Annotated in this window: 12 protein-coding genes; 4 read left to right on the forward strand and 8 right to left on the reverse strand. The window is 61.6% G+C overall.

All coding sequences use genetic code 11. The annotated features are described in order from the left end of the window. The first annotated feature begins 277 nt into the window (after positions 1-277). The 3 genes from JFN93_RS24320 (at position 278) to hisG (ending at position 2,503) form a co-directional block, all read left to right on the forward strand. The gene (locus JFN93_RS24320) at positions 278-685 is read left to right on the forward strand and encodes a hemerythrin domain-containing protein (protein WP_199386986.1); all 408 of its coding nucleotides are present in this window, start codon (positions 278-280) and stop codon (positions 683-685) included. Between the two features lie 518 nt (positions 686-1,203). Further along, complete coding sequence (gene hisI, locus JFN93_RS24325) at positions 1,204-1,581, forward strand: phosphoribosyl-AMP cyclohydrolase (protein ID WP_199386987.1); 378 nt, start codon at positions 1,204-1,206, stop codon at positions 1,579-1,581. 46 nt (positions 1,582-1,627) lie between these two features. Continuing rightward, the gene (hisG, locus tag JFN93_RS24330; RefSeq protein WP_199386988.1) at positions 1,628-2,503 is read left to right on the forward strand and encodes an ATP phosphoribosyltransferase; all 876 of its coding nucleotides are present in this window, start codon (positions 1,628-1,630) and stop codon (positions 2,501-2,503) included. Between the two features lie 203 nt (positions 2,504-2,706). On the opposite strand, the gene JFN93_RS24335 is transcribed toward hisG, so the two are convergent. From JFN93_RS24335 to JFN93_RS24365, 7 genes are all read right to left on the reverse strand, one after another. After that, positions 2,707-3,180 carry a HyaD/HybD family hydrogenase maturation endopeptidase gene (locus tag JFN93_RS24335; RefSeq protein ID WP_199386989.1) on the reverse strand — a complete coding sequence of 158 codons (474 nt, stop codon included), beginning with the start codon at positions 3,178-3,180 and terminating at the stop codon, positions 2,707-2,709. A gap of 1 nt (position 3,181) precedes the next feature. After that, entirely contained in the window at positions 3,182-3,838 is a 657-nt protein-coding gene (gene cybH / locus JFN93_RS24340) for a Ni/Fe-hydrogenase, b-type cytochrome subunit (RefSeq protein ID WP_199386990.1), read from the reverse strand. Positions 3,839-3,847: 9 nt separating this feature from the next. Further along, a complete protein-coding gene (locus JFN93_RS24345) occupies positions 3,848-5,551 on the reverse strand; it encodes a nickel-dependent hydrogenase large subunit (protein ID WP_199386991.1) in 1,704 nt (567 codons plus the stop codon). Then, complete coding sequence (locus tag JFN93_RS24350) at positions 5,552-6,673, reverse strand: hydrogenase small subunit (protein WP_199386992.1); 1,122 nt, start codon at positions 6,671-6,673, stop codon at positions 5,552-5,554. It abuts the gene before it with no gap. 208 nt (positions 6,674-6,881) lie between these two features. Continuing rightward, a complete protein-coding gene (locus JFN93_RS24355; RefSeq protein ID WP_199386993.1) occupies positions 6,882-7,079 on the reverse strand; it encodes a hypothetical protein in 198 nt (65 codons plus the stop codon). Between the two features lie 100 nt (positions 7,080-7,179). After that, a complete protein-coding gene (gene pckA / locus JFN93_RS24360; RefSeq protein WP_199386994.1) occupies positions 7,180-8,769 on the reverse strand; it encodes a phosphoenolpyruvate carboxykinase (ATP) in 1,590 nt (529 codons plus the stop codon). Positions 8,770-9,121: 352 nt separating this feature from the next. Then, complete coding sequence (locus JFN93_RS24365; protein ID WP_268898859.1) at positions 9,122-10,984, reverse strand: phosphoenolpyruvate carboxykinase (GTP); 1,863 nt, start codon at positions 10,982-10,984, stop codon at positions 9,122-9,124. 338 nt (positions 10,985-11,322) lie between these two features. Between JFN93_RS24365 and rd the strand changes: the two genes are divergently transcribed. Beyond that, complete coding sequence (gene rd / locus JFN93_RS24370; protein ID WP_199386995.1) at positions 11,323-11,481, forward strand: rubredoxin; 159 nt, start codon at positions 11,323-11,325, stop codon at positions 11,479-11,481. A 43-nt stretch (positions 11,482-11,524) separates the two neighbouring features. On the opposite strand, the gene JFN93_RS24375 is transcribed toward rd, so the two are convergent. Next, positions 11,525-12,595: a pyridoxal-phosphate-dependent aminotransferase family protein gene (locus JFN93_RS24375; RefSeq protein WP_199386996.1), complete on the reverse strand. Its 1,071-nt coding sequence runs from the start codon at positions 12,593-12,595 to the stop codon at positions 11,525-11,527. Positions 12,596-12,873 lie beyond the last annotated feature (278 nt).

Consider the following 12,873-nt stretch of genomic DNA (forward strand, 5'->3'; position numbering starts at 1 on the left):
CAGGGCCGATGGTACTGCATGGGTAACTGTGTGGGAGAGTAGGTCGCCGCAGGGAATTTATTTGAAAGGCCCACCTGACATATGCGTCGGGTGGGCCTTTTGCTTTTGGGGCCGCGACGCATCACTTGCCAGCCTCGCCGATATCCTCGTTACTGATGTTTCCCGCCTTTTTGCCTAGCATTTCTCTGCGCTTTTTTGACCTGCATCAAAATCGGCCAGACCATCTTCCTCTATCTTGGTTGGACCGTAACTGATTACCGAGAGAGAGGGATATGTCATGGCTGGTTTGATTGAAGAATTAAAACAGGAGCACGCGTTTATCACTTCTTTGCTGGATCGGGCGCGCGATTCCAGTATCTCCAGTGCGGAAGCCCACCGCCTCCTCATGTCGGCACAAGATGCATTGCTCGCCCACCTGAAGAAGGAAGACCTTCAACTGTACCCGGTGCTTAAAAAGGCCGCCCTGGAAAATCATGCCATCAAGGGGACCGTCGACTTCTACATGCAAGACATGGAGGAGATCAGCAACGACGCAGCCAGTTTCTTTGAGACCTACTCACGCGACGACTCGCCCATTGACATTGAATTCGCCCGGGCCTTCGGGAAACTCTTTGCAACCTTCGTCAGAAGAATTCGCAGTGAAGAGATGACGCTATACAAAATCTACGAGAAGTTGAATCCCTGACCGGGATAGTAGCAAGGGAGCGCCAGTGTCGGAACAGAAGAAAACCAGACCTCGATAACCTCAAGACCGGAGACTTTATTTAAGAGCAGGGCAAGGACCTGTTCACCGTTCGGCTGCGGGTGGCGGAGGGATGACTTGATGCGGCGCGGATAAAGCATATCGCCGACGGTGCCTTGAAATACGGCATACCTAGCATCCACCTTGTACCTGGTCGATGAACGCAGAAAAGCGGCGCCATGCGTAGATGGCGCCGCTTTTCGTTTCCACGCAGGACAGGGTGGTGAGGCCGTTTACGGATGACCCAACGGTCCGATGTCAGTGGCGAGTGGGCCGGGCATGTGCCGAGTTCCTCCGCGCATAGAAGAACCAGGTCGCTGCGATGCCGGTGGCAGAGAAGGCAGCAGGTGCGCCCGGCGAAGATTGGATTGGGAGCTGGTTTATCTGTTGACACCCGGGGGACGCTCGGTGTAAGAAAGTGGGGATTTTCATAAATACCTGTTGGAAAAGGACTCCAAGGCATGATCAAGATCGATTTCGAGAAGATGGGTGGATTAATTCCGGCGGTCATCCAGGACTACGAGAACGGCGAAGTGCTGATGGTCGCGTTCATGGACCAGAAGACGCTGGACCTGACCCTCCGGGACGGGAAGACCTGGTTCTTCAGCCGCACCCGCAACAAGTACTGGATGAAAGGTGAGGAGTCCGGGAATACCCAGGACGTCGTCGAGGTTCTTACCGACTGCGATGCGGACACCGTCGTCATCAAGGTCAAGCAGAACGGTCCCGCTGCCTGCCATACCGGCAACCGCAGCTGCTTCTATGTGAAGTGGGAAGACGGCCAGTGGGTCGAACATTCCAACCCGCTCTTCGATCCCAATGAGGTCTACAAGAAGTAAGGGGTGGGTGGTTTCATTGCTAATTTCTTTTTGAGGGGACTATTCAATGGAGAATCTTCTGAAATTGGGCATTCCGAAAGGGAGCCTTGAGGGCGCGACGGTCGACCTGTTCAAGAAGGCCGGCTGGCAGATCAACATTTCCTCCCGCAGCTATTTCCCCACCATCGACGACGATGAGATCAAATGCTCTTTGATGCGTCCGCAGGAGATGGCCAAATACGTCGAGCGCGGCACCGTCGACGTCGGCATCGCCGGCCGCGACTGGGTCCGGGAAAACGACTCCGACGTCTTCGAGCTGTGCGAGATGGTGTACTCGAAGGTTTCCCGCCGCCCGGCGCGCTGGGTCCTGGTGGTGAACAAGGATTCCAAGGTACAAAAGCCGGAAGACCTGGCCGGAGCCACCATTTCCACCGAGCTGGTCGGCTTCACCAAGCGCTACTTTGCCGAGCGCAACATCCCGGTTAACGTGGAATTCTCCTGGGGGGCCACCGAGGCCAAGGTGGTCGAGGGACTGTGCGACGCCATCGTCGAGGTGACCGAAACCGGGTCCACCATCAAGGCCAACGGGCTGCGCATCGTCTGCGAGCTGATGGAGTCGGTTCCGGTCATGGTCGTCAACAAACAGGCTTGGCAGGACCCGTTCAAGAAGGCGAAGATCGAGCAGATCGCGACCCTGCTTCAGTCGGCACTGCGGGCCGAAGGGATGGTCGGGCTCAAAATGAACGCACCCGGTGACAAGGTCAAGGCGATTACCGAGATCCTCCCGAGCCTCAACCTACCGACGGTTTCCAACCTCTACAACTCGGATTGGGTTTCCATCGAGAGCATCCTGCACGAGAAAGAGGTGCGCCAGATCGTGCCGGAGCTGCTCAAGCACGGCGCGCAGGGGATCGTGGAGTATTCGCTGAATAAGATTATCTAGGTGATAGAGGGCAAACCCCATCCTCACCCTGGCCGTCGCAATCCGTGCTCTCGCACGCGACCCTTGAAGGGGAGGGGACGCAGGGGGTGAAGTCTCCCTTACCTGAGGGGGGATCAAAGGTCTGAGGGGTAATCCGCACAAAAAAAGAAGGCCCGGCAGTTTTGCCGGGCCTTTTGCATTGCATGGTCGCAACATCCGGGGGATCAGTGCAGCGCTGCTACCCCCCAGCCCTCAAGTTCCTGCAGCACCTGATTCGCCAAGGGCTCGACCTGGGCCGCGACGGCCGGGGTCAGCTCCATCGACATCTCGATCGACTCCGGCTGCACTCCCAGAAGCACCATTTCCTCAGGCGCCTCCCCCACCAACGACGCTACGGTCAACAAGTCCTTCAGCCCCATCTGGTGCGGCGAGACCTTGGTTTCCAGGGCCAGGGGGATTTCCTCGCCGTAGAGGCGCACCAGGGTTCCCGGCGCCGCACCGGTTTCCACCGCATCCACCACCAACAGCTTTTCCGCGGCCCCGATCTGGGGGAGCAGGTCGAGCCCCAGCGTGCCGCCGTCCAGAAGGGTTACCTCATCCGGAAACCGGCAGGTCTGCTGCAGATGCTGCACCACCCGCACCCCGACCCCGTCGTCGCTCATCACCAGGTTTCCGATCCCCAATACCAGTATTTTCACACTAGTCCTTCTTGTGCACCGGTTTGTAACCGCCGAAGATGCTCGACATCACCCCGCCGCGCTCCTTGATGTCCATCAGCCAGGCACTGTACACGTGGTGGATGGCGAAGGCAATGAGGAACCACATGATCAGGTGGTGGGTCATCCGCACTCCCTGGTTGGTGAAGATGTGCAGCACCGGCCCGAAGATGTGGTGCAAAAAGCCGTGCGGCGCATGTTCGCTGTAAAGGGCGAAGCCGGTGATGATCATGACGATGTAGAGCAGAAAGACCACCGAGTAGGCGAGCCCCGCCAGCGCGTTGTGACCGATGGTATAGGGCGCCCGCTTGCTGACGAAGGTGTAGTAGTTGAAGACGTTGTACATGTCCTGGCGCCCCTTCTTGTTGCGCCAAGGAAAGAACTCGCGCCAGGAGGCCTGTTCGTTGCCGACGAAGGACCAGTAGATCCGGCTGACCACGCTGACGGCAAAGGCATACCCGGCGACGAAGTGGGTGAAGCGGACCCATCCCATGGTGAACTCGTCGGTAACGAGCGCGACGCTCTTCGGCGCACCGATGAAAAGGCCGGTCAGCGACAGGGTGACGATGGAAAGGGCGATCACCCAGTGGGTCACCCGTACCGGGACCTCCCAGATGTACTTTTCGTAGAGATCGGCCATGGCCTCCTCCTAGCGTACGTTGATCTTCACCATCTCGTTGCCGGTCGCATCCATGACATGGACCGCGCAGGCGAGACAGGGATCGAAGGAGTGAATGGTCCTCAGGATTTCCAATGGTTTGTTGGGGTCGGCGAGCGGGGTCCCCACCAGCGCCGCCTCGTACGGCCCCCGAAGTCCCTTCGCGTCGCGCGGCGACGCGTTCCAGGTGGAGGGGACCACCGCCTGGTAGTTCAGGATCTTGCCGTTTTCGATCTTGATCCAGTGGCCGAGCGCACCGCGGGGCGCCTCGTGCCAGCCGTACCCCTTGGCGTACTGCGGCCAGCTCGCCGGGTCCCATTTGGCGCCGTTGTGCACCTTGGTGTCACCCTTGCCGATGTTGTCGATGAGCTGGTCGAGCCACTTGGGCGTCTGCTGCGCGATGAGCAGGCAATCGATGCCGCGCGCCGCGGTCCGCCCCAGGGTGGAGAAGAGGACCTCGGGGCCGACGTTGAGCTGCTTGAGCACGCCGTTCACCGCGCCCTGCACCTCCTTGTGCCCCGAGGCATAGGCGACCAGGAGCCTCGCCAGGGGACCGACCTCCATCGGCTGGTCCAGGTAGCGCGGCGCCTTGACCCAGGAGTACTGGCGGTCGACGTTGAGGTTCTTGTAGGGGGGCGTGGGGCCGGTGTAGAGCTTCTGGGATTCCCCCTCCCAGGGATGAAGTCCCTTGCCGGTGGCCGGCTTGGAGTACTGGTACCAGGAGTGGTCCACGTACTCGGTGACCTTGTCCTGTTCGACCGGCATCACCTTGGTCAGGTCCTTGTTGACGATCACCCCGGCCGGGAACCACGGCTTGCCGCTCACCGGGTCCGGGAACTCGCCGTAGGACAGGTAGTTGCCGACCCCGCCGCCGATCCCGCCCCATTCCTTGTAGAAGGAGGCGACCGCGATCAGGTCCGGGATGTAGACCTTCTCCACGAAGACCTGCGCCTTGGCGAGGAGCTGCTTGATCTGCGCGAGCTTGTCCGCGTTGAGCGCGTTTTGGGAGTCCAAGTCGATCGGGATCGCCATCCCCCCCACCAGGAAGGTCTGCGGGTGCGGGTTCTTGCTCCCCAGGATCGCGTGGACCTTGATGACGTCCTTTTGCCACTCCAGGGCCTCCAGGTAGTGGGCGGTCGCCATCAGGTTCGCCTCGGGAGGAAGCTTGTAGGCCGGGTGCCCCCAGTAGGCGTTGGCGAAGGGGCCGAGCCTCCCTTTCGCGACGAAGGCCTTGAGCTTGTCCTGCACCCCCTTGAAATAGGTGGGGGAGTTGAGCGGCCAGTCCGAGATCGAGGCCGCGAGCGCCGCGGTCTTGGTGGGGTCGGCCTTGAGGGCCGAGGTGATGTCGACCCAGTCCAGGGCGTGCAGGTGGTAGAAGTGGATGACGTGGTCCTGGACGTTTTGGATCCCCATGATGATGTTGCGGATCAGCTGGGCGTTGGGGGGGACCTTGATGTCGAGTGCGTTCTCCACGCAGCGGATCGAGGCGATGGAATGGACGGTGGTGCAGACGCCGCAGAAGCGCTGGGTGAAGTACCAGGCGTCGCGCGGGTCGCGCCCCTTGAGGATGGTCTCGATGCCGCGGAACATGGTGGAGCTGCTCCAGGCGTCGGAGACCCGGCCTCCGTTCACCTCCGCCTCGATGCGGAGGTGTCCTTCGATTCGGGTGATGGGGTCAACTACGATCCTCGTCATCTATTTCTCCTCCTTCGACGTGTCGGCGTCACTCTTGCCGCGGAAGGCGCTCACCACGCCGTGGACGGCGAAGGCCGCGGCGGTGCCGGCTGCGACCCCGATGCCGATCGAGTCGGCGGTGTGCTCGATGCCGAAGCCCGGGACGTTCGGGAGTCTCTGGTACAAGGGGGTCATGGTGTCCCAGAAGCCGGGCTGCGAGCAGCCGGCGCAGCCGTGGCCGGCGGCCACCGGCCAGGAGGTCTTCTGGTTGAAGCGCTGGGTCGGGCAGTTGTGGAAGGTCTCCGGCCCCTTGCACCCCATCTTGTAGAGGCAGTAGCCGACCTTGTGACCGTCGTCCCCCCAGCGTTCCACGTACTGGCCGGCGTCGAAGTGCGGGCGCCGTTCGCAGTTGTCGTGGATCCGTTTGCCGTAGGCGAAAAGGGGTCGCCCCTGGTCGTCGGTGGCGGGGAGCTTGCCGAAGGTGAGGAAATAGACCACGGCGGCGGTGAGGTTGTCGGCGTTCAAGGGGCAGCCGGGGAGGTTCAGCACGGTGGCCCCGGGGACCGCCTCGCGAACCCCGACCGCTCCGGTAGGGTTGGGCGATGCGGCGGGAAGCCCGCCGAAGCTCGCGCAGGTGCCGACGGCGATGGTGGCGAGCGCGTTGCCGCAGACCTCGCGCGCGGTATCGACCGCGGTGCGCCCGGCGACGCAGCAGTAGATGCCGTCGTCTTTGAGGGGGATCGATCCCTCGACCACGGCGAGGTACTTCCCTTTCTGTTCCTTGACCACCTTGGCGAGCGCCTCCTCCGCCTGGAAGCCGGCCGCAGCCATCACCGTCTCATGGTAGTCGACCGAGAGGATGTCCAGGATCAGCTCGGCCACGGTCGGGTGTTCGGCACGCAACAGCGCCTCGGTGTCGGCCGCGCAGTCCTGGTACTCGAGCCAGACCAGGGTCGGGCGCTTGACCTCGTCGAGCGCCTGGGCGATCTTCGGGGCGAAGGTGACCGGCAGCGCCAGCGCCGCCGACATCGTGGTGCAGAACTTGAGGAAGTCGCGGCGCGAAACGCCTCTCTCCTCGAGAAGACGCGAAAGGCTCGGCCCCTCCTCGTCACATCCCCCCAACTCCTTGCGCAGTTTACCCATCGAAAGAACCTCCCTGCAGTGGAAAGATCGCCCTCCTGCTCCATGGGGCCGGGGGCGGAGCATGTGGAACTAATTAATTTGAATAACCGCGTTTTACTACTTATGTGCGCGTTGTCAAGGAAATCTTTCGTAAGGTGCAAAAAAAGGAGGGGCTCCCGCTTTGGGTCCCCTCCTTCGGTAACGATAAAAGGTGAAACGTTGTTTGTAGTTACTTCGTTTCGACGATTTCGCAGTCGTCTTCCGGCCAGCTGTCCAAGCTGCCGTCCGTCAGCTCCACCTGCACGGTGTCCCCCTCGATGGTGCAGCCGAAACTCAGGCCGACTTCGCCTGTCTGGCGGTTGCGGACCTGGAGCCTTTCGTCCCTGCGCTCCGTTCTGTCGCAGATTTCTGAGTGGACTGGTTTCATGGCGTCCCTCCTGAGTAACCTGAGTATGCGAACTTAATCTGTTAAACCCATTTGTTATCCTAATGATACCAACCACACCGCCATTGTGCAACAGGGCGTGCTAGAGGACCGTGGCGACCTCCGGGGTCACGTTCGCCTTGAACTGCTCGAAGTTCTTGCGGAACATCTCGACCAGCCGCTGCGCCGCGGCATCGTAGGCGCTCTTGTCGGCCCAGGCGTTTCTCGGGCTGAGGACTTCCTGGGGGACCCCCGGGCAGGCCATCGGGATGTTGAGCCCGAACACCGGGTCGGTCTGGTACTCGGCGGCGGCGAGCGTGCCGTCGAGCGCCGCGTTGACCAGGGCCCGGCTGTAGCCGATCTTCATCCGGCTCCCCACGCCGGGGCCGCCGCCGCTCCAGCCGGTGTTGACCAGCCAGCAGTGGACCTGGTGCTTGGAGATCTTCTCGCCCAAAAGCTGCGCGTAGACCGAGGGGCGCAGCGCCATGAAGGGGGCCCCGAAGCAGGTGGAAAAGGTCGCCTGCGGCTCGGTGACCCCCGCCTCGGTCCCGGCCACCTTGGCGGTATAGCCGGAGAGGAAGTGGTACATCGCCTGGTCCGGGGTGAGCTTTGCGATCGGCGGCAGCACGCCGAAGGCGTCGCAGGTAAGCATGATCACGTGGTTCGGGTGGCTGCCGAGCCCTTCCCGGATGATGTTCGGGATGTGGGTGAGCGGATAGGAGGCCCGGGTGTTCTCGGTGAAGGAGGCGTCGTCAAGGTCGATCCGGCGCGAGATGGTGTCGATGGCGACGTTTTCCAGGATGGTCCCGAACTTGCGGGTGCACTCGTAGATCTCCGGCTCGGACTCCCTGGAGAGGTTGATTACCTTGGCGTAGCACCCCCCCTCGAAGTTAAACACCCCCCGGTCGTCCCAGCCGTGCTCGTCGTCCCCGATGAGCCTGCGGTTCGGTGCGGCGGAAAGGGTCGTCTTGCCGGTGCCGGAAAGGCCGAAGAATACGGCGACCTCGCCGCTTTCCGAGGCGTTGGCCGAGCAGTGCATCGACATCACCTTCTTTTGCGGCAGCAGATAGTTGAGCACGGTGAAGATGGACTTCTTGATCTCGCCGGCGTAGCTCGTGCCGCCGATGATCACCATCTTGCGGGCGAAGTTTAAGATGATGAAGGCCTCGGAGTTGGTGCCGTCGCTCTTCGGGATGGCGTGAAAGCTCGGCAGGTCGATGACGGTGAACTCAGGCTGGTGCGTCTCCAGCTCCTCCGGAGTGGCCCGGACGAACATGTTGCGGGCGAACAGGGAGTGCCAGGCCCGCTCGGTGATGACCCGGACCTGGAGCCGGTGTTCCGGGCTTGCCCCCGCGTAGCAGTCCTGGACGAAGAGGTCGCGCCCCTGCATGTAGTGGGTCATCCGGTCGTAGAGGGCGTCGAATTTTTCCGGAGAAAAGGCGCGGTTCACCTTGCCCCAGTTCACCCAGTCCCGGCTGCTCGGCTCGTCCACGATGAACTTTTCGTTGGCGGCGCGGCCGGTGTAGTGGCCGGTCTTCACGGTGAGTGCCCCCAGGTGGGAGATCAGCCCCTCGCCGCGCCGGACTACCTGCTCGTACAGCACGGCAGTGGGCGGGGTCCAGTAGATCAGGTTTGCGTTGTGGATGCCGTGCCCCTCTAATCCGGTACCCCTGGTAATCTCATTGAGTTTCACTGGTGCTCCTCCTCATAAGAAATGAATGCAACAAGACTTAAACAGATACCAGATCGTGGGAGGTTGGCAACGGCAAAAGAACGGAACTTAGGGGCTAGGTGCGCGGGGACGCTCTCTATTAGTAAGTGCACCGGTGCTTACCCTGTGGGAGCGCCTTTCCAGGCGCGAACCACCGCATCCGTTGTCCCGGCTCCGGCGGATCGCGCCTGGAATGGCGCTTCCACATAAAAAGGTGCCTCCCGTCCGTCAGAGGGAGGAACGGGGACCTTGAGGAGCAATTGCCAAAAAAAAGGCCCCGGTGCGGTCACCGGGGCCCCAGCGGGCGCGAAGCCCGTCATCGAATGATCAGAAATTAGTCGTTGTAGCCGTCTTCATCCGGGGTCGGGATGTGCTGCTCCCAGTGCTCCGGAGAACGCCACAGGCCGGAGAGGATCAGCTCGCGGATGTGGAGGAACTCCTTGGGCAGACGGTCGAAGAGCTTAACGAAAAGTTCCTCGTGGGAGATGATCTCCTCTTTCCAGACATCGCGGTCGATGGACATCATGTCGGAGAACTTCTCGCGGCTCATGTCCAGACCGGTCCAGTCGATGTCCTCGTAGCGCGGCATCCAGCCCAGCGGGCTCTCGGTGGCGCAGGCCCGGCCGTGGACGCGCTCGACGATCCACTTCAGCACGCGCATGTTTTCGCCGAAACCCGGCCAGATGAACTTCCCGTTGGCGTCTTTGCGGAACCAGTTGACGCTGAAGATGCGCGGGGGGTTCGGGTTGGAACGGCCGACCTGGAGCCAGTGCGCGAAGTAGTCCGCCATGTGGTAGCCGGTGAACGGGAGCATCGCGAACGGGTCGCGGCGGACGTTGCCGATCGCGCCGACCGCAGCCGCGGTGGTCTCCGAGCCCATGGTTGCGGCGAGGTAGACGCCGTAGCTCCAGTTGAAGGACTGGTAGATCAGCGGGACGACGTTGGAGCGGCGGCCGCCGAAGATGAACGCCTCCATCGGCACCCCTTTCGGGTCTTCCCAGGCCGGGTCGATGCAGGGAACCTGGCTGGCCGGCGCGGTGAAGCGGGAGTTGGGGTGCGCGGCGACGCGGCCGCAGTCCGGGGTCCAGGCGTTACCCTGCCAGTCGGTGAGCTGTGCCGGCGGGGTGTCGGTCATCCCTTCCCACCAGACGTCGCCGTCCGGGGTGAGCGCCACGTTGGTGAAGATGGTGTTCTTGGCGCAGGAGGCCATGGCGTTCGGGTTGGACTTGGCGGAGGTGCCGGGGGCGACGCCGAAGAGACCGTTTTCCGGGTTGATCGCGTAGTATTTGCCGTCTGCGTTGGGCTTGATCCAGGCGATGTCGTCGCCGATGGTGGTAACCTTCCACCCCTTCTCGCGGAAGGCCGGCGGCGGCACGATCATGGCGAAGTTGGTCTTGCCGCAGGCGCTCGGGAAGGCGGCGCCGACGTAGGTCTTTTCACCTTCCGGGGACTCGACGCCGAGGATCAGCATGTGCTCGGCCAGCCACCCCTCGTCGTTGGCGATCTTGGAGGCGATGCGCAGCGCGAGGCACTTCTTGCCCAAAAGGGCGTTCCCGCCGTAGCCGGAGCCGTAGGACCAGATGGAGCGCTCCTCGGGGAAGTGGACGATGTACTTCTCCTTGTTGCACGGCCAGGCCACGTCCTTCTGACCCGGGGCGAGCGGTGCGCCGACCGAGTGGAGGCAGGGGACGAACTCGCCGTTTTCGCCGAGGATGTCGACGACGGCCTTGCCCATGCGGGTCATGATCTTCATGTTTACGGCAACGTAAGCGGAGTCGGAAATCTCGACGCCGATCTTGGCGATGTCGGAGCCCAAGGGGCCCATGCTGAAGGGAATGACGTACATGGTGCGCCCCTTCATGGAACCCTTGAAGAGGCCGGTCAGCGTTTTCTTCATTTCTTTCGGCGGTACCCAGTTGTTGGTGGGGCCCGCATCGTGCTTGGAGATGCTGCAGATGAAGGTGCGGTCCTCGACGCGCGCGACGTCGCCGGGGTCGGACCAGGCGAGGTAGCTGTTGGGACGCTTTTCGGGGTTCAGTTTACGGAAGGTGCCGGACTGGACCAGCTGATTGCAGAGGCGGTCATATTCCTCTTGGGATCCGTCGCACCAGTACACGTTGTCGGGCTCGCACAGCTGGGTTACTTCTTCGACCCATTTCAGGAGCTGCTTGTTTTTCACCTCATAACTCATCTTCATTCCCTCCTTGTGTAGTAACCATTATTAAATGAATCAGGGTCCCGGGAACTCCCGGAAAAGCCCTATGGTTTCTCGAACAATCGATGCTGCAGGGTTCCCGGCTCCCGGTTTTGGGAAGACCGGGTATAGAGACGGCCGTGACAAATTAATTAAAATGTGAAGCAGTTAATGTTTGGCAAAATAGCACGATCATGCGGTAATGCCAAGGGGTAAATCGCCGGGGCCCCAAATTGACACCCCGGCAAGCTGTGGTAGACTCTCGCCCGCTTCCCCGCCGCTCGGGGCGGCCATTCGGATATGGCGGCATTGCCGGCATCAGCACTTACAGGAGGGCGTCCATGGAACCTTACATCTGCACCGTCTGCCAGTACGTTTACGATCCCCAGGTCGGCGATCCCGACAACGGGATTCCCCCCGGCACGCCGTTCGCCGATCTCCCCGACGACTGGGTCTGTCCGGTCTGCGGCGCCGGCAAGGAAGTCTTCGAGCCGGAATGAGCCCCACAGCTAAAAAGGGGGGGATTGCTCCCCCCCTTGCAGCCTACTGCTGCTTGAGTACCGTCTCGATTGCCCCGGTGATTTCCTTCACGTCCTCCAGAGTCATATCCCCCATGTGTGCCACGCGGAATGTTTTCCCCTTGAGTTTGCCGTATCCGTCATCGAAGGCGTAGCCCTTCTCTCCCAGCGCTTTTTTCAATTGGGCCAGGTCCACCCCGGCGTCGTTGGTGGCGCAGGTGAGGGTGACCGAGCGGTACCCTTCCGCCGGGAAGAGGCCGAAGCCGCGTTCGGTGGCCCAGGCGCGCACGAACTGCGCCATTTCCTGGTGCCGCCGCCACCGGTTTTCCAGCCCTTCGGTGAACATCCGGTCCAGCTGCAGATCCATCGCGTAAATGAGCGAGATGCAGGGGGTGGAGGGGGTATTGTCCTTTTCGTCCGCCGCGGCGAACTCCAAAAAGTCGAAGTAGTAGCCGCGCCCCGGAACGCCCTTGGCGCGCTCCAGCGCTTTGGGGGTCGCGGTGAAGACCGCGAGGCCCGGGGGGAGGGCGAACGCCTTCTGGACGCCGAAGACGCAGCAGTCGATGCCGAGCTCGCCGACCGGAATGTTAAGTGCGCTCATCGAGGAGACCGTGTCGATGATGGAGACGACGTCCGGGTATTTCTTCAGGACCTGCGCGATCTCGGGCAGAGGCGACATCACCCCCGTCGAGGTCTCGTTGTGGATCAGCGTGATGGCGTCGTACTTGCCGGTGGCCAGGGTGGCGTCGACCAGCTCCGGGGTGATCGCCTCGCCCCAGGGGACCTTGATGGCGTCCGCTTCCTTGCCGCAGCTCACCGTGACGTTGTGCCACTTGTCGGAGAACGCGCCGTTGCAGAAGTTGGCGCAGCGCTTGGCGACCAGGTTTCGCACCGCGCCCTCCATGGCGCCGAACGCGCTGGAGGTGGAGAGGAAAACGCGGTCCTGGGTGGCCAGGAGCTGTTTCAGCTTATCGGTGACCCCTTTGTGGAGTTTGGCGTATTCCGGCATGCGATGGCCGATCATGGGGGTCCCCATCGCCTTGAGGATCTCCGGGGCGACCTCGACCGGGCCGGGGATGAACAGCTTCTTGTGCATGTTGCGATGCTCCATTCGATATCGTAGTGGTTCGTTCCGGCGGCGGGGTGCCCCTGCCGCAGAGAAGGTCGAAATTAGCAGATCAATGCGCTTTTTACAAGGAAAGAGAGTCGATCATCGATATTTCTTCATGGAGTTAAATGCAGAAAAACGCGGGTTTATGTTAAGCAAACAAAAAAATCCCCCCATCCCGGCCACGGGATGAGGGGTAAGGAGAAGATGCCCATGTAGTTTGAGCATCGGCAACTCCCCCATCCCCGGTCGGAATCGGGGATGAA

The organism is Geomesophilobacter sediminis (assembly GCF_016458275.1).
In the GTDB taxonomy this organism is placed as follows: domain Bacteria; phylum Desulfobacterota; class Desulfuromonadia; order Geobacterales; family Geobacteraceae; genus Geomesophilobacter; species Geomesophilobacter sediminis.